15 protein-coding genes and 1 tRNA gene are annotated in these 17,131 nt (G+C 70.5%); 6 read left to right on the plus strand and 10 right to left on the minus strand.

Annotated elements, in window-relative coordinates; translation table 11 throughout:
- The first annotated feature begins 162 nt into the window (after positions 1-162).
- The 3 genes from JOE64_RS10125 to JOE64_RS10135 are packed head-to-tail and all read left to right on the plus strand — an operon-like array spanning position 163 to position 3,352.
- Positions 163-1,290 (plus strand): acyl-CoA dehydrogenase family protein, encoded by a 1,128-nt coding sequence (locus JOE64_RS10125; RefSeq protein ID WP_204964137.1) that lies wholly within the window; start codon positions 163-165, stop codon positions 1,288-1,290.
- Positions 1,287-2,627, plus strand: a complete 1,341-nt coding sequence (locus JOE64_RS10130; RefSeq protein WP_204964138.1) for a bifunctional PIG-L family deacetylase/class I SAM-dependent methyltransferase — start codon at positions 1,287-1,289, stop codon at positions 2,625-2,627. Before JOE64_RS10125 ends, JOE64_RS10130 begins: the two co-directional genes overlap by 4 nt.
- Entirely contained in the window at positions 2,624-3,352 is a 729-nt protein-coding gene (locus tag JOE64_RS10135) for a glycosyltransferase family 2 protein (RefSeq protein ID WP_271202458.1), read from the plus strand. The genes JOE64_RS10130 and JOE64_RS10135 overlap by 4 nt, the downstream gene beginning before the upstream one ends.
- Positions 3,353-4,196: 844 nt before the next feature.
- Here the strand turns inward: JOE64_RS10135 and JOE64_RS10140 are convergent.
- Positions 4,197-4,269, minus strand: a tRNA-Thr gene (locus JOE64_RS10140).
- Between the two features lie 48 nt (positions 4,270-4,317).
- Positions 4,318-5,334, minus strand: coding sequence for a thioredoxin domain-containing protein (locus tag JOE64_RS10145; RefSeq protein ID WP_204964139.1), 1,017 nt, complete (start codon positions 5,332-5,334; stop codon positions 4,318-4,320).
- Positions 5,335-5,641: 307 nt separating this feature from the next.
- On the opposite strand from JOE64_RS10145, the gene JOE64_RS10150 reads away from it, so the two are divergent.
- Together JOE64_RS10150 and JOE64_RS10155 are read left to right on the plus strand one after the other, a co-directional pair.
- Positions 5,642-6,742 carry an ABC transporter ATP-binding protein gene (locus tag JOE64_RS10150; RefSeq protein WP_204964140.1) on the plus strand — a complete coding sequence of 367 codons (1,101 nt, stop codon included), beginning with the start codon at positions 5,642-5,644 and terminating at the stop codon, positions 6,740-6,742.
- Positions 6,743-6,825: 83 nt separating this feature from the next.
- Positions 6,826-8,133, plus strand: a complete 1,308-nt coding sequence (locus JOE64_RS10155) for a DUF4032 domain-containing protein (protein ID WP_204965045.1) — start codon at positions 6,826-6,828, stop codon at positions 8,131-8,133.
- Between the two features lie 32 nt (positions 8,134-8,165).
- Here the strand turns inward: JOE64_RS10155 and JOE64_RS10160 are convergent, their stop codons facing one another.
- The 6 genes from JOE64_RS10160 to JOE64_RS10185 all read right to left on the minus strand — a co-directional run bounded on the left by JOE64_RS10160 (position 8,166) and on the right by JOE64_RS10185 (position 14,421).
- Positions 8,166-8,804, minus strand: a complete 639-nt coding sequence (locus JOE64_RS10160) for an NAD(P)-dependent oxidoreductase (RefSeq protein ID WP_204964141.1) — start codon at positions 8,802-8,804, stop codon at positions 8,166-8,168.
- A 91-nt stretch (positions 8,805-8,895) separates the two neighbouring features.
- Complete coding sequence (gene rlmB / locus JOE64_RS10165; protein ID WP_204964142.1) at positions 8,896-9,888, minus strand: 23S rRNA (guanosine(2251)-2'-O)-methyltransferase RlmB; 993 nt, start codon at positions 9,886-9,888, stop codon at positions 8,896-8,898.
- A complete protein-coding gene (cysS, locus tag JOE64_RS10170) occupies positions 9,881-11,287 on the minus strand; it encodes a cysteine--tRNA ligase (protein WP_204964143.1) in 1,407 nt (468 codons plus the stop codon). The genes rlmB and cysS overlap by 8 nt, the downstream gene beginning before the upstream one ends.
- Before the next feature lie 92 nt (positions 11,288-11,379).
- Positions 11,380-12,579, minus strand: coding sequence for a 2-C-methyl-D-erythritol 4-phosphate cytidylyltransferase (gene ispD / locus JOE64_RS10175; RefSeq protein ID WP_204964144.1), 1,200 nt, complete (start codon positions 12,577-12,579; stop codon positions 11,380-11,382).
- Entirely contained in the window at positions 12,576-13,880 is a 1,305-nt protein-coding gene (locus JOE64_RS10180) for an acyltransferase family protein (RefSeq protein ID WP_204964145.1), read from the minus strand. The genes ispD and JOE64_RS10180 overlap by 4 nt, the downstream gene beginning before the upstream one ends.
- A gap of 58 nt (positions 13,881-13,938) precedes the next feature.
- Positions 13,939-14,421 (minus strand): CarD family transcriptional regulator, encoded by a 483-nt coding sequence (locus JOE64_RS10185; RefSeq protein ID WP_204964146.1) that lies wholly within the window; start codon positions 14,419-14,421, stop codon positions 13,939-13,941.
- A 147-nt stretch (positions 14,422-14,568) separates the two neighbouring features.
- Between JOE64_RS10185 and JOE64_RS10190 the strand changes: the two genes are divergently transcribed.
- On the plus strand, positions 14,569-15,036 hold the full coding sequence (locus JOE64_RS10190) for a DNA modification methylase (RefSeq protein WP_204964147.1): 468 nt from the start codon (positions 14,569-14,571) through the stop codon (positions 15,034-15,036).
- Between the two features lie 62 nt (positions 15,037-15,098).
- On the opposite strand, the gene JOE64_RS10195 is transcribed toward JOE64_RS10190, so the two are convergent.
- Both JOE64_RS10195 and JOE64_RS10200 read right to left on the minus strand, forming a co-directional pair.
- On the minus strand, positions 15,099-15,782 hold the full coding sequence (locus JOE64_RS10195; RefSeq protein WP_204964148.1) for a response regulator: 684 nt from the start codon (positions 15,780-15,782) through the stop codon (positions 15,099-15,101).
- On the minus strand, positions 15,779-16,993 hold the full coding sequence (locus JOE64_RS10200) for a sensor histidine kinase (protein WP_204964149.1): 1,215 nt from the start codon (positions 16,991-16,993) through the stop codon (positions 15,779-15,781). Before JOE64_RS10200 ends, JOE64_RS10195 begins: the two co-directional genes overlap by 4 nt.
- Between the last annotated feature and the right edge of the window lie 138 nt (positions 16,994-17,131).

A 17,131-nucleotide genomic window follows, 5' to 3' on the forward strand; every position in this document is an offset into this window, starting at 1 on the left:
AGGCAGCCCCTACGGGGATTGCACGCCTCGCACGGGCATGCTACGTGCCGGCGATCCTCGACGGAGCTCGACGGGCAAATCCCGCCGTGCGGCGACTAACAGCCCACCCCGAATGGCGCAAGGGGGGAGGCTCCGCCCAGAGGCCGCCGTACCGTGACCTGCATGCCGACCACGTCTCCCCTCCGCAAACTCTCCGATCACGCAGCGGCGGCACCGTCGTCGACGCGTGATCTCCGGGAGGATCAGACGCAGTTCCTCTCCCTCCACCCGTATGGGGAGCACCCAGGGTCCGCCGCGGCGGCGGTCGTCCGCTCCGCGGCATCCGTGCCGCTCCTCGGAACGCACCTGGCGGCGACGATCGATTGGGCCGTCGCGGTCGCCTCCGCTGCCCCGCTGCCGGGCTCGGGCCGCACCCGCGAGACCTGGGAGGTGCTCGCCTCGTCGGCGGCGGTGGATGTCGCCGCCGCCCGCGTTCTCGAGCCGCACCTCGATGCGTTGAGCATCCTGGCGCAGGCGGCGGCATCGGGGTGCGCCGCCGATCTCGCCGTCGTCGGCGCCGATCGGGACTCGTCGTGGGGCGTGTTCGCGGCGGAGGGAACTCGGCTCGATGCGCGCGAGACCTCGTCGGGGTGGCGGCTTCGCGGCACCAAGAGCTGGTGCTCGCTGGCGGGTCAACTCAGCCACGCGCTCGTGACCGCGTGGACCGGGCCCGACACACGTCGCCTGTTCGCGGTGAGCCTGCGGGGCAGCGGTGTCCACGCCCGACGAGGACCGTGGGCCTCGCGCGGACTGGCGCAGATCGTCAGCGCCGCCGTCGATTTCGAGGATGTCGCCGCGGTGCCGGTGGGCGACAACGGGTGGTACCTCACCCGACCCGGGTTCGCCTGGGGCGGGATGGGCGTCGCGGCCGTGTGGTGGGGTGCGGCGGCGCCGCTCGTGCGCGCGGTCGTCGATCGCGCGGGCGCAGAGGGCGCCGATCAGCTCTCCCGTACGTTCGCAGGAGGGGTGGATGCGGCGTTCTGGAGCGTGCGGTCCGTACTCGTCGAAGCGGCGGATGCCGTCGACGCGGGCGTCGCCGACCGCGATCTGGCGATCACCGCCGAACGCGTCCGCGCGATCGCAGCCGCACAGGTGGAAACGGTGCTGGCGGTCGCCGACCGGGCACTCGGGCCGAGTCCCCTCACCGCAGACGAAGCTCATGCGCGACGCGTCGCGGACCTGCGTATCTATCTGCGCCAGCACCACGGCGAGCGCGATCTGGCGCGACTCGGCAGACTGCTGGCGACGTGAGCGTCGCGTTCGACCACCGCGATCCGGGCACCGCGGAATCGCTCTGGCGCTCGACGGCTCCCTGGCGCGGCGCATCCTTTCTCACCATTGACGTCGACCGGCTGATCGTGCTCGCCGCGCACCCCGACGACGAGACGCTGGGCGCTGGCGGTCTGATCTGGACGGCGGCACAGGCGGGGGTCGATGTCAGCGTGCTCGTCGCGACCGACGGCGAACGCTCGCACGGTGCGAGTGACCTCGAGAGGGTCGCCGCCCTGCGGCGCGGCGAGCTCGTCTCGGCGCTCGCCGAGCTCGCACCGACGGCGCGACTGCGCTTCCTCGGGCTTCCCGACGGTGGGGTGGACTCCGCGCGCGCGTCGCTGCGCGTCGCACTCGGTGCGGAGATCGGCGACGATCCGTGGCGGGTGCTGCTCGTGGCTCCCTGGCAGGGCGATGGGCACCGAGACCATCGCGTCGCCGGCGAAGAGGCCGCTGCCGCGGCCGCGCCGGGCGTGCGGGTGCTCGGCTACCCGGTGTGGATGTGGCACTGGCACGACCCCGCCGCCGTCGATTCGTCCGCGTGGCTGCGCCTCGGGCTGTCCGCGAGCGCACGCGCCGCCAAGCGGCGAGCCCTCTCACATTTCCGGTCGCAACACGACGACAGCGCACCGAACGGCCCGATGCTGCACGCGGGCATGCTCGCGCACTTCGAGCGTGACGTGGAGATCTTCGTCGAAGAGCCGCCCGTGCACCGCGCGTCGACCCCCCTGTCGGGCTTCGATGCGCGGTTCGAAGCCGCCGAGGACCCGTGGGGGTTCCGCACGCGCTGGTACGAGAGGCGCAAACGTGCGGCGCTGCTAGCGGCGCTGCCGAACGAGCACAGCCGAGCCGCGCTCGAACTCGGGTGCGCCAACGGCGTGCTGACCCGCGAGCTCGCCGACCGTGCCGCTCGGGTCGTCGCGGTCGACGGGTCGCCCGAGGCTCTGCGTCACGCCCGCGCGTTCGTCGATGACGAGTCGCACGTCGAGTTCGCGCATCTGCGATTGCCGGATCAGTGGCCGGAAGGCCGCTTCGATCTGATCGTCGTGTCGGAGATCGCGTACTACTGGTCGGAGCACGCCCTCGCAGAGGCGGTCACCCGCATCGACGAGTCACTGACGCAGGACGGCGCGATCGTCGTGTGTCACTGGCGTCGGCCGATCGATGATGCGGCGGTGAGCGCGGATGCCGTGCATGCGGCTTTCCGTGCGTGGCCGCACTGGCGCTCTCTCGTCCATCATCGGGAGGAGGACTTCGCGCTGGATGTGTACGTGCGGCCGGGCGTGCCGTCGGTCGCGACCGCGGAGCGAGCGCCGTGAACGCGGGCATCGAGGCGGTCGTGGTCGCCGTTCCCGTTCACGACGAAGAGGAACTGCTCGACGCGTGTCTCGATTCGATCCTCCGGGCGGTGACGGCGGCGCGCACCCGTCTGCGGGAGGTCGTCGTCTGCGTGGCCCTCGACCGATGCTCGGACGGCTCCGCTCGGATCGCGCGGAGGCATGGGGTCTCCACCGTCGTGCTGGAGGCCGGCGCCGTCGGCGCCGCGCGTGCCGCAGCCACCGCCCGCGGCCTCGACCTCGTCTCGCCTCTTCCTCTCCCCCGCATCTGGACCGCGCATACCGACGCCGACTCGGTCGTTCCGCCGCACTGGCTCATCCACCAGTTGGATCTCGCCGCGGCCGGAGCGGGGCTCGTCATCGGCACGGTGCGACCGCGATTCGACGACCTCGACGAGGAGCGCGTGCACGCGTGGCGGCAGACGCACGTCGACGGTGAGGCGAACGGGCACGTGCACGGGGCGAACCTCGGCATCCGAGCCGACGTGCTGCGCGGCGCCGGCGGATTCCCGCCCCTCGCGACCCATGAGGACGTCCGTGTCGTGGAGCGAGCACGCGCTGCGGGAGCGGTGGAGATCGCCTCGGACGGCGCCTGGGTGCTGACGAGCGGTCGGACCGTCGGGCGCGCGCCTGACGGCTATGCCCGCTATCTGCGCGACGACCTGCTGCATGCGTGGGACGCGGACGCCGTCGAGGCCCGGGGCTGACACGGGCGTGCACGGGATCGGCTGTACCCCCACAGGATAGGCCGCGCCTGCGCGTGGGAATCGACGACGCGCCCACGCGCCGGTCGGCTAGGCGCGCACGCGCCGCCACGTCGTACGCGAACGATGCCGACGATGCCTCGTCCACCACGGTGCCGTCCACGATCGCCCAGACGGTGCCGTCGAAGGCATACGCCAGATGCCCGCGGTACTCGCCGCCTTTGGCGATCGTGTACACCGCGACACCGTCCCGCATCGACTGCGCATACTCGGGCGCTGCATCCAGCGCCGCTGTCAGCTCGGCGGCGGCCGCGGCGTCGATGACGGCGATCGAGAGCGTCAGGGACATCGGAGACGAGGGGATGCCCCACGCGCACGTCCGCACGAGGGCCGCTCCGTCGAACACCGCTCCGGCGACCGGACCCGGAAGCGACTCCCCCGTGACCTTGCGACTCTCTCCGAAGGCCTCGAGCCGCGTGTCTCCCGTGAGTTCGTGCACGCGCTGCACCGAGAGAAGGTCGTCGCACGCCGGAAGAGCCGTGATGTCAGGGGTCGGCGAGGTCGTCACGCTCGGCGAGTTCGGTTCGGAAGCAGACGGTGGCGCCGGCGGAGCGGATGACGACGCGGCATCCGCGTCATCGGGCGCGGGTGACGGCGCGCAGGCGCTGACGGCGAGCGCGACGGCGAGAACGGCAAGACCGGGGGCGAGTCGTCGGAACATGCGAAGACGGTAACCGCGCGCACCCCGTGTCGCCAGGGGGCTGGCATCCCGGCGCACCGTGTGCGTGTGAGGAACTCGCGTGCGCAGACCCGCGCAGGAGAAGGACCGAAGCATCAGTTATGACGGTGCCGGCTACAGGACTCGAACCTGCAACCCCCTGTTTACAAGACAGGTGCGCTACCAATTGCGCCAAGCCGGCGAGGCGGCATCTAGTCTACGGCGGACGGCTCGCGCCGTCCGCACACGATCACGGGGTCGTGGACGGGCTCGGCGTGGGCGACGCCGTCGCCGCGGCCTTCGCGGACTTGCCGCTCGCGCTCGTCAGGACGAACTGGGAGAACTCCGCCGCGTCGCCCATGTCGCCCTGATACGGCTGCCCGTTCACGGTGATCATGGCGTTGCCCGAGAGGGCCACCCCATCCGATCCGTCGACGCCGGCCACTGCGCGCTCCGTGGCGGCCTTCACCCACGACGCGTACCGCTCCGTCTCGATGCACTCACGGAGCGCCTTGGGGTCTTCGCCACCGTTCGCCTGGGCGATGTCGGCGAGGTCCTTGTCGGAGAATCCGTCGGAGTCCACGGCGGGCTGGCGCGAGAGCAGGTCGTCGTTGAACGTGAAGAAGGAGTTCGGCGAGTACGACCCGACGCACGCTGCGGCGTTCGCCGCGCGCAGCGAGTACTTGGTCCCATTGGACTTCGCCGTGAGCATCGCGACCGGGTGATATGTCAAGGTCACCGCACCGTCGGCCACCCACGACGACAGCTGCGCCGAATTGGCGAGCTGCCACTCCCGGCCCGACGGCGACAGGTAGTCCACGTACACGTGGATGTTCACCGGCGCGGCCGAGGTCGCCGACACGCGGGGCGAGGGCGTGGATGCCGCGGGCTGCGTGGCATCCGGGGTCGCACCGTCATCGGGAGACGCAACGGCAGCGCCGCGCGAGATCGTCGTCACGACGAAGCCGTCGTGGTTCGCACTGTCGGGCGACAGCTGCGGCTTGCTCGCGGCTCCCCCGACCGTCCAGGCGACGGCCACGCCGACGACGGCGACCAGGGCGACGATGACGACGACGATCGCCGAGCGGCGCGCGACGCGGACGCGGGTCTGCTTGACCTGCACCTGCTGCGCCTTCTCGCGCACCGCGTCACGTCGACCGGGCGCGCCCGCGCCAGCAGCCGTCGAAGCCACCTCGGACGATCCCACCGACGAGGGCGTCGAGGAGTCGTCACCGGACGGCGCGTGCGGGGTGTCGTCGCTGGACATGGAACCTCTCGGAAGAACGGTGCGGTGCGCGGTGTCGTCGAGACCTCCCGTGCGTGATCGCCCCGGGGACGGCGACCCTGACGATGCTAGAGCGCCACCCTGGGAAATGCCCAGATGCGGCCTCCGTCCCGGGTGTGCGCCGCTCGCACCGGGCGCTCGTCGACCTGCGCGCGCAATGTCATCGCGACCCGCCGCGAGCGTGCGATAATGGCAGGTGCACCCGATGGCGGGTGTGCGGGCCAAGCCCCCGCTCATTCCATCACTACGGATCGTCCGGCACGTACCTGCCGGTGAAGGAGAAGAAAACATGGCATCCGTCACGTTCGACAACGCCACCCGCCTGTACCCCGGCGGCACGCGCCCGGCCGTCGACAAGCTGAACCTCGAGGTCGCCGACGGCGAGTTCCTGGTTCTCGTCGGCCCCTCCGGTTGCGGAAAGTCCACCTCGCTGCGCATGCTGGCCGGCCTCGAAGAGGTCAACTCGGGCCGCATCCTCATCGGCGACCGCGATGTCACCGACATCCCGCCGAAAGACCGCGACATCGCGATGGTTTTCCAGAACTACGCCCTGTACCCGCACATGACGGTCGCCGAGAACATGGGCTTCGCCCTGAAGATCGCCGGCGTCGGCAAGGAAGAGCGCGCCCAGCGCGTGCTCGAGGCCGCGAAGCTGCTCGACCTCGAGGAGTACCTGACCCGCAAGCCGAAGGCCCTCTCGGGTGGTCAGCGTCAGCGTGTCGCCATGGGTCGCGCCATCGTGCGCCAGCCCCAGGTCTTCCTCATGGACGAGCCGCTGTCGAACCTCGACGCCAAGCTGCGTGTGCAGACGCGCACACAGATCGCGTCGCTGCAGCGCCGCCTCGGTGTCACCACGGTCTACGTCACGCACGACCAGACCGAGGCGCTCACCATGGGTGACCGCATCGCGGTGCTGAAGGACGGCATCCTGCAGCAGGTCGGCACGCCCCGCGACCTGTACGAGAAGCCCAGCAACGTCTTCGTTGCCGGCTTCATCGGCTCGCCCGCGATGAACCTGTTCCCCGTCGACCTGGCGAGCGCCGGTGGCATCCAGTTCGGTACCGCCGTCGTCGACGCCGACATCGACAAGCCCACCAACGCGACCCAGGTCACCGCCGGTGTGCGCCCCGAAGACATCGTCGTGAACCCGGCTGACGGCCGGGGCCTCACGGTGACGGTCGACCTCGTCGAAGAGCTCGGCGCCGACGGCTACCTGTACGGCCACACCGAGATCAACGGCAAGCGCACCGACATCGTCGCGCGCGTCGACGGCCGCAGCCACCCGAACGCCGGCGAGAAGGTCGTTCTGGCGCCGGTGCCGCACCACGTGCACGCCTTCGACATCGAGTCGGGCGAGCGCCTCACCAAGAAGGCCATCGCCTCGGCCTGATCGATCCTGACGCGGCGCGGGTGATCCTTCCGGACGCCCGCGCCGCGTCGCATCCGCCCCGCACGAAAGCAGAGCGCCCCGAGGTGGACACCACTCTCAGCATCACCGCCAGCAGCATCGACCCCGGCCTGCTCGCCCTGCCGTGGTCGACGCCCCTCGACGAGTGGCGCAGCGACCACATCGTCTCGCTGCCCAAGGGCCTCTCCCGCCACCTCGTGCGGTTCGCGAACCTCTCGGGCCGTGTCATCGCCGTCAAGGAGACGACCGCCGAGATGGCCCGGCGCGAGTACGAGATGCTCGGCATGCTGGCGCGCATCGACGTGCCCTGCGTCGAGCGCGTCGCGGTCATCGACGGCCGACGCACCCCGAAGGGCGAGCCTCTGCCGGCGGCCCTCGTGACGGCGCACCTGAAGTTCTCGCTCCCCTACCGCGCGCTGTTCACCCAGACGCTCCGCCCCGACACGGCCGGACGCCTCGTCGACGCCCTCGCCGCCTTGCTGGTGCGACTGCACACGGTCGGGTTCTTCTGGGGCGACGTGTCGCTGTCGAACACCCTGTTCCGTCGTGACGCGGGCGCGTTCGCGGCCTACCTCGTCGACGCCGAGACCGGCGAACTGCACGAGGGCGGCCTCACCCGCGGTCAGCGCGAGCACGATCTCGACGTCGCGCGCACGAACATCGCCGGCGAGATCATGGACCTCGAAGCGGGTGGGCGACTCGAAGGCGGTGTGGATGCCGTGGCGATCGCCGACGGCATCGTGTCGTCGTACCACTCGCTGTGGGCCGCTCTCACCGACCTCGAGACCTTCGCCGCGAACGAGGCCTGGCACATCACCGAACGCGTGCAGCGCCTCAACGACCTCGGCTTCGACATCGACGAGATGACGATCGAACAGGCCGCCGACGGAACCCGCGTCGCCATCCAGCCGAAGGTGGTCGACGCCGGCCACCATCAGCGACGACTGCTGCGCCTGACCGGCCTCGACGTCGAGGAGAATCAGGCACGACGACTGCTCAACGACATGGACGAGTTCCGTGCGCGCGTGTCACGCCTGGGATCCGACGAGGACATGGTCGCCCACGAGTGGCTGACCCGCGTGTTCGAGCCCGTCGTCAAGGCGATCCCGTGGGACCTGCGCAGCAAACTGGAGCCGGCCGAGGTATTCCACCAGGTGCTGGAGCACCGGTGGTACATGTCGCAGGCGCGCGGACAGTCGGTGCCGATCGCCGAAGTGCTCTCGTCGTACGTCGACACGGTGCTGCGCCACCGTCGCGACGAGGCCACCCTCATGGGTCCGCCGACCGAGACCATGTCGATCCCCGTCATCACCTCGGCGATCGGCACGATCGACGACGATGATGATGACATCGACTGGCGCGACCTCGTCTGAGGCCGCGCCCGCCGTATCGGAAGAATGCTCCGTCAGTACCCGACGGTGAAGCGTCCGCGCGAGTGCTTCGGCTGCTCGATCTCGTCGAGGACGGCGATCGCGAAGTCCTCGCCCGAGATGAACGACTGACCGTCGGCATCCGTCACCAGCACGTCGCCGCCGTCACGGTACGTGCCCGTGCGGGTGCCCGGGTTGAAGCCGCCGAAGCCGCCCGCCGGGTGGATGAAGAACCAATCCCGGTCGCCCTCGCCACTCTGCAGGTCATCGAGGACGCCGATCATCTCGAGGGCTTCGGCCTGGAACTCCTCGGGGAATCCCGAGTCGATCACGCGCGGGCCGCCGGGCGCGACGAGGCTGCCCCCCGCACCGCCGACGACACCCAGACGGACGCTCTCGGGCAGAACCGAGTTCAGCGCCTCGAGGTTCGGACGCACGAAGCCCTCCATGGTGCCGCGCGGCGCGATCGCGCTCACCACGACATCCACTCCGACGAGCTGTTCGACCAGGCCCGGCACATCCAGCAGGGTGCCCTCGATGTAGGTCGCGCCCGCGACGCGCTCCGCGGCGACCGAGCGGGCGACGGAGAGCACCGTGTGCCCGCGGTCGACGGCCTCGGTGACGATGTGACGGCCGGCGTAACCGGTGCCGCCGAGGACTGCGATGATGGCCATGAGAGGGTCCTTTCGTCGAGGTGGGAGATGCGGGCGATGCGCGGCGGACGCCGGCCTCACCGCACCGACGGTCGGGAAGGTCGAATCGTCCTCACTCCGAGGCGGCGCGGATCGTCGCGACCTGATACAGCGCGACGGAGGCGGCGATGCCGGCGTTGAGCGACTCCGTCGCCGAGGAGATCGGGATCGACACGATCTGGTCGCATGTCTCGGTCACCAGGCGGGAGAGCCCCTTGCCCTCCGAGCCGACGACGATCACCACGGGACGGTCGGCGAGCTCGAGTGAGGGAAGGGCGACGTCTCCCGCCCCGTCGAGGCCGAGGACGAACACGCCCTGCTTCTTGAGCTCCTTGAGCGTCGTGGTCAGGTTCGCCGCCATCGCCACGGGCACCCGTGCCGCTGCACCGGCGCTCGTCTTCCACGCGGCGGAGTTGACGCCCGCCGAGCGACGCTGCGGGATGATGAGGCCCTGTCCGCCGAAGGCCGCCGTCGAGCGGATGATGGCGCCGAGGTTCCGCGGGTCGGTGACGCCGTCGAGGGCGACCAGGAGCGGCGTCTGCCCGGCGTCGACGATGTTCTCGAGCAGGTCTTGCGGGTGCGCGTACTCGTACGGCGGCACCTTCAGTGCGACGCCCTGGTGCACCCCGTCGAAGCCGGCCATCCGGTCGAGTTCGGGGCGCGTGACCTCCATCACGGGGATGCCACGGTGCGTCGCGATCGAGAGCATCTCCTTGACGCGGTCGTCCATCTCGACGCGCTGGGCGATGTAGAACGCCGTGGCCGGGATCTTCGCCCGCAGCGCCTCGAGTACGGAGTTGCGCCCCGTGACGTTCTCGGTGTCATCGCCGGACTTCGCCTTCGGCGCACGCGACGCGGTCGGCCGCTGGCCGGGCTTGCCCTTGCCGCCGGCGGCGGCGTACCGCTCCGCGGCGGCTTTGCGCTTGCCCGCGGGGTGCCACGCGCGGTCTTCGGCCTTGGGCGTCGGCCCCCGACCCTCGAGCGCACGTCGGCCGTTGCCGCCCGTGCCCTTGAGAGGCCCCTTCTTCTTGCCCTTGCCCGCTGAGGGGTTGCCCGGCTTAGCCACGGTTCACACTCCAATGGGTCCCGTCGGGACCGTCTTCGAGGACGATGCCGGCCGCCGCGATCGCGTCGCGGATGCGGTCGGCCGCCGTCCAGTTCTTATCGGCACGCGCCTGCGCGCGCTGCGCGATCATCTCTTGCACCAAGGCATCCAGCGCCCGCGTCTGCGACGCGTCCACGGCGGCATCCTGCCACTGCGGATCGGTCGGGTTGAGTCCCAGGATTCCCGTCATGCGCCCGACCTCGACGAGGGCCTGCGCTGCGGCGTTGTCATCCCCGGCATCCAGGGCGGCGTTGCCCGCACGCACCGTCTCGTGGACCACGGCGAGCGCCTGGGGCACGCCCAGGTCGTCGTCGAGCGCTGCGGTGAACGCATCGGGAAGATCGGCGGCGACGAGCGGCATGGCCGTGCCCAGAGCGCGCGCCGCACGCTGCTGGAAGGTGCGGATGCGACCGAGCGCCGCGTCGGCCTCGGCGAACGTCGACGGCGAGATCTCGAGCGACGATCGGTAGTGGGCGGCCGCCAACGCGTAGCGGACGACGAGCGGGTCGACCTCGGCCAGGACGTCGTGGGCGAGCAGGAAGTTGCCGAGCGATTTCGACATCTTCTGGTCCCCCACCGTGACCAGGCCGTTGTGCAGCCAGTAGCGGGCGAAGCCGTCGCCGGCCGCCGTCGACTGTGCCAGCTCGTTCTCGTGATGCGGGAAGCGCAGATCGATCCCGCCGCCGTGGATGTCGAACCGGTCTCCGAGGTAGCGCCGACTCATCGCCGAGCACTCGATATGCCAGCCGGGCCGACCGGTACCCCACGGCGACGCCCACACGGCGTCGGCGGGCTCGTCGGGCTTGGCCGCCTTCCAGAGGGCGAAATCGTGCGGGTCGCGCTTGCCGCGCTCCTGCGCGCCGTCGCCCGCCTCCATGGCATCCACGCTCTGGTGGGTCAGTGATCCGTACGCCGGCCAGGAGCACACATCGAAGTAGACGTCGCCCTCGGACGCGTAGGCGTGACCGGCGTCGATCAGCCGCGAGATCAGCTCCTGCATCTGCGGGATCGACGCGGTGGCACGCGGCTCGTAGGTGGGCGGAAGGATGCCGATGGCGGAATACGCCGCGGCGAACTCCTGCTCGATGCGGTACGCGAGCGCCCACCACGGCTCGTCGGGTGTGGCGTTCGCGAGCACCTTGTCGTCGATGTCGGTGACGTTCCGTACGAAGGTCACGCGCCCGAACCGACGCTGTAGCCACCGCCGCATGAGGTCGAAGGCGAGGGCGGCGCGCAGATGATGGATGCCGGGACCCGACTGCACCGTCGGGCCGCAGACGTAGACGGTGACGTTCGCGGGGTCGAGAGGCGTGAACTCGCGCAGCGCTTGCGCCTGGGTGTCGTAGAACCGGACCGTCACCCGACCAGCCTACCGGCGGGTCGCCCTCAGGGCGGGGAGGGTCGCCGTGCGCCGGGCACCGGTAACGCCGACTGAGCGCCGATCGTCGGCGCTCAGACCACGGGAACGACGAGCGCCACCGCGAACGCGGCGACGCCGTCGCCCGCCCCCGTGAAGCCGAGCCCGTCAGTCGTGGTCGCCGAGACCGTCACGGGCGCGCCGAGCGCCGACGAGAGGACGCGCTCGGCATCGGCACGGCGTGACGAGAATCGAGGGCGGTTCGCCTGTACCTGCACCGACACGTTCCCGATCGCGAACCCGGCCGCCTCGACGAGCTCGCGCGTGCGCGCCAGGAACGCGGCGGCATGAGCGCCGGCGTACTCGGGCCGGTCCGTGCCGAAGTGCGTGCCGATGTCGCCGAGACCCGCCGCGGCCAGCACCGCGTCGACGATCGCGTGCGCCACGGCATCCCCGTCCGAATGCCCCTGCAGGCCCTGCTCCCCCGGCCACTCGACGCCCGCCAACCACAGGGCCGCGTCGCCGCCGAAAGCATGCACGTCGGTGCCGACGCCCACGCGGGGAACGGCCGCGCGCCGCCCGTCGACGCTCGGCGCGTCGGGGCGCAGCAGCGCACGGGCGCGGTCCAGGTCGGTGGGAGTGGTGATCTTGAAGGAGCGGTCGTCGCCGGGCACCGTCCGCACCGACACTCCCGCCGCCTGGACGAGAGCGGCGTCGTCCGTGTGGTCCGCGTCGGCACGGGCGTATGCGGCCTCGAGCACGGCACGCCGGAAGCCCTGCGGGGTCTGCGCCGCCGCGAGCACCGAGCGGTCGACCGCCTCGACGACGACATCCCCATCGACCCGCTTCACGGTATCGACCACGGGGAGGACGGGGAGGACGGCGTCGTCGCCGTCGTCGAGCGCCGCGACGACCCGCGTGAACACCGTCGCCGGCGTCAGGGCTCGTGCCGCATCGTGCACGAGCACAAGCTCGACGTCCGGCCAGACGGCGTGCAGGCCCGCCGCGACGGATGCCTGGCGCGTCGCCCCGCCCTCGACGACCGAGGCCAGCTCGTGCCGGTCCCCCGCCGCTTCGTGCAGTTCCGTGAGCGCATCGCCCACACGCTCGGCGGGCGCGACCACGATCACCTGGGCGAGCGGCCCGTCGAAGACACCGTGCAGCGCATGACGGAGGACGGTGTGCGCGTCGATCCCGACGAACGCCTTGGGAACGCCGGCGCCCAGTCGCTGACCGGAGCCGGCCGCGACGACGATGACGGCGACGCGGGGAACCGGGACGAGATCGGAGCTCATGCTTCCGACCCTAGCGAGGAGCGCGCCGTGCCGCTTCCGCCCACAACAGCCGTGGCGCGGCGTCCACGGCGCAGAAGGACGACGGCGATGCCGAGCAGCACCGCTCCGCCGACAGCGACCCACAGGCTCAGGAACCACTCCATGACCGCGAAGGGCGGGAGGAAGGCACAGGTCCAGGCGATCGCGACGATCGCGGATGACGGCACGGGCCGCAACGGGCCGATCCGCTCCGCGCGCACGAGCAGCAGGGAGAGCGCGAGCACCACCGCCACCACCGCGACGAACATGATCGGCCGCGACCACCACCACGCCGGTGACGCCGGGGCGGGAGCCGCCCCGGGGATCAGGAGCGTGAGGCCCGTCAGCACCAGGATGACCGGCAGGTGCCAGAGGTAGACCGTCATGAGCCGACTGCCGAGCACGAAGACGATGCCCCGCACCGCACGAACCGCCATCAGCTGCGTCAGCAGCGGCTTCGCGAGACGCAGAAGGCATGCCTGGGCGACCGCGAGGACCGCCAGCGGCACGGTCGGCGGATTGAGATCGTCGAGGAGGTTCGCCGAGTACGGTCCCACCGCCGTCAGCGGCCACAGGAGCAGATAGCACCCCGCGGCGATGCCGGCGAGGGTGAGCGGATGCCGCCGGTCGAACCACCCATCGTGGTACCAGAACCCCAGCTGCTGCGCGAACGGCCAGACGAACAGCAGGTTCAGCAGACCGATCTCGGTGATCCCGGTGCCGAACCGTGCGGCATCCACCACCACGACACCGACCGCGAGGAACACGAGGGTGCGGCGTGGTGCGCGCTCATGCCACCGCGCCAGTGTCGGCACCCCGGCCTGGCAGAGCAGGTACGCCGCGAGGAACCACAGGGGTGTGCCGGCTCCGACCGCAGCCGGATCGACGAGGTCCGAGGGCAGGCGCAGCAACGTCGCCGCCGAGAGCACGACCGCGAAGAAGACGAACAGCGGCAGAGCGGGCTGGGCGAGCCGGAGCGTGCGGGATCGGATGAACCCCGTCGCATCACCGCCGCGCGCGGTCCACGAACGCCATCCGGCCGCCGCCGCGAATCCGCCGACCACGAAGAAGAGCGGCATGATCTGGCCGATCCACGTCGCTGCCGCGAACCAGGGCTGGTCCTCCGCGGGTCGCGAGGTGACGAGAGCCCCCTGCTCGTCCGTGCCGATGCCGACCTGCAGCAGATGCACGACGATGACGAACACGACGCACGTGACGCGCGCCAGATCGAGTGTGAGGTCGCGACGCGACAGATCCAGCGCGGGGCGTGCCGGGGAATCCATCACCCCATCATGGGGGATGCCACGAACGACCGCCCGGCAGGCCCGGGCGGGTCACACGTCAGGAGGCGAGGACCTCGTCGAGAACGCCCGAGGCGTGGTCCTCGTCGGCCTTGAGCGCCAGGGCGATCTCGGAGACGAGGATCTGGCGAGCCTTCGCGAGCATGCGCTTCTCACCGGCCGACAGCCCGCGGTCCTGATCGCGGCGCCACAGGTCGCGGACGACCTCGGAGACCTTGATCACGTCACCCGACGCGAGCTTCTCGAGGTTCGCCTTGTAGCGGCGAGACCAGTTGGTGGGCTCCTCGGTGAACGCGGCGCGCAGCACGTCGAACACGCGCTCGAGACCGTCCTTGCCGATCACGTCGCGAACGCCGACCAGATCGACGTTGTCCGCCGGGACCTCGATGATGAGGTCTCCCTGCGTGACGTTCAGCTTCAGGTACTTCTTGGTCTCGCCCTTGATGATCCGGTCCTTGACCTCGATGATCGTCGCGGCGCCGTGGTGCGGATAGACGACCGTCTCGCCAACCTCAAAAAGCATGCAGTTATGTCCTTTCGGCAACCTTGAGGATACCACAGGCGACATACGCTAAGGTTCGCCGGTGCGCTGACGCGTCGCGCCCCTGCGGCCTTCGCGCGCACCCCTAGAATGGTGAGGCACCGCTACGCCCCGTCTTCTGGAGGATCCGTGAACACGCGCCGCCTCGCGCCCGTCGCCCTCGCCGCAGCCCTCCTTCTGGGCATGACCGGCTGCAGCATGATCTCGCCGCAGGCGACCACGATCCCCTACTCGCCCGCCGATGGCGTGAACGTTCCCGCCTCCGGCCCGCTGAAGGTGCGTAACGCACTGTTCGTGGCGGACGCGTCGGGCGAGAACGCCAACTTCCTCGCCGCCATCGTCAACGACACCGACAACGACCAGAAGCTTCGGGTCGGCATCGACGGGGCGGGCAAGATCGTCGCCGTCCCGGCACACTCCACCGTCAGCCTCGGCTTCGACGGCGCCGAGCCGCTGCTGTTCACGCAGCTGGGCACGCAGGCCGGCGCTGACCTCGACGTGACCTTCCAGTCCGGAGACGGCGAGGGCGTCAAGATCGCCGTGCCCGTTCTCGACGGCAAGCTGGACTACCTCGCCGACTTCGTCCCCTCGAACTGAGCATCCAGGGCGCAACGCGGAGGGGGCGGTGATCATCCGATCACCGCCCCCTCCGCGTTTCTTCAGACCTCGAAACGGTAGCCGAGCCCCCGTACGGTCAAGAGCATCACGGGCTCCGACGGGTTCGGCTCGATGCGCGAACGGATGCGCTTGATGTGCACGTCGAGCGTCTTCGTGTCGCCGAAGTAGTCACTCCCCCACACCCGGTCGATGAGCTGTCCGCGCGTCAGCACGCGACCGGCGTTGCGCATGAGCACCTCGAGCAGCTCGAACTCTTTGAGCGGCATCGGGATCACCTCGCCGTCGACGGCGACCGTGTGCCGGTCGATGTCGATGACGACCCGCCCGCCGTCGACGATCCGGTCGTCCATGTCGACCTCGGGCGCGGCCGTCCGTCGCAGCACCGCCCGCATACGGGCCAGCAGTTCGCGCGACGAATAGGGCTTCGTGACGTAGTCGTCGGCGCCGAGTTCCAGACCGACGACGATGTCCACCTCGGAGTCCTTCGCCGTCAGCATGATGATCGGCGTCTTCGCGGTGGTACGGATGACGCGGCACACCTCGGTGCCCGGCATGCCGGGCAGCATGAGGTCGAGCAGCACGATGTCGGCGCCGCGCGCGGCGAACGCGTCGAGGGCAGCGGGGCCGTCCTCGGCGATCTCGACGTCGAACCCCTCGCGCCGCAGCAGATACGCCAACGGATCGGCGAGATCGGGCTCGTCCTCCACGATCAGCACGCGGGTCATGTGGGCTCTCCCTCCGCCCGCGCGACCGCGCGGGCCTCCTTCTTGGTCTTCTTCGCCTTCTTCTTGCGGCGCTTGGTCTTCATCCCATTGAGATCGGGCGCTTCGATGGCGGGCAGCCGCACCGTGAAGGTGGACCCCCGGCCGGGCCGCGACCACAGCTCGACCTCGCCGCCGTGACGCTGCACGGCATGCTTGACGATCGACAGCCCGAGCCCGGTACCTCCGGTGCGACGCGAGCGCGCCTGGTCCGCACGGTAGAACCGCTCGAACACGCGCTCCTGCTCATTTTCAGGGATGCCGATGCCGCGATCGGTCACCGCGATCTCCACGACGCCATCGTCCGCACGCACCCCGACGCCCACCGGCGACCCCGAGGGTGAATACGCCACCGCGTTGGCCACGAGGTTCCCGATGGCCTCGGTGAGCACCTGGACGTCCCCGCGCACGTGCGCTCCGCGCGCGCCCCCGCGCACGATCGAGATGCCGGCCGCGTCAGCCGCGATCGACTGCGACTCGATCGCCGCGGCGACGACCTCGTCGACCGAGACGTTGCGCAACTCGGTGAGGTCGTCCGCGGATTGCAGCCGCGACAGACTCATGATGCGCGAGGTCAGCTGACCGAGCCGGGCCGCCTCGGCACTCAGCCGTGTCGCGAAGTGGCGAACCTGGTCGGGATCGTCAGCGGCCGAATCGATCGCCTCGGCGAGCAGCGTCACCGCTCCCACCGGCGTCTTCAGCTCGTGACTGGTGTTGGAGACGAAATCGCGGCGCATCTCTTCGACCCGCTCGTGCTCGGTGATGTCGCGCACCACGACGAGGGTCAGCCGCGGCGTGATCGCACTCGCTCTCGCCGAGACCAGACGCAGCTCGACGCCGCGGCGCAGTCGCATCGTCGCCGTCTCGGGGTGCTCGGCTCGCCGTGTCTCGCGCACCAGCTCGCGCAGCTCGTCGCCGGGCAGCGTCGACTCCTCCTGCATGCCGAACAGCTCCGCCGGGGGCGAGGCGGCCACGATACGCAGAGAGCCGTCGACGACGACCGCGACTTCATCCATCCCGAAGAGCACCGCACGCGTGCCGTCGGGCAGCTCGAGCGACGCCGCCACTCGCGCGCGGTCCCGCGCGCGGAGCGCGATGAGCACCAGGGTCGCGACGCCGCCGCCGAGGAGCACGCCGAGCGTCAGAGCGACGAGCGCGAGGGGCGTCGGATCCATGATCCCAGCGTAAGGTGGAGCCGACGCCGCGATCGCCCGTTGGCCTGTCGCATCCACACGACGCTGCAGTGTTCACCGCCCCAGCACCGTCCGTTAACCTTCGGGCGAAAGGATCGGCGCGGTCGCGTGACAGCCTGC

Origin of the sequence: Microbacterium dextranolyticum (genome assembly GCF_016907295.1) — a bacterium.
In the GTDB taxonomy this organism is placed as follows: Bacteria; Actinomycetota; Actinomycetes; order Actinomycetales; family Microbacteriaceae; genus Microbacterium; species Microbacterium dextranolyticum.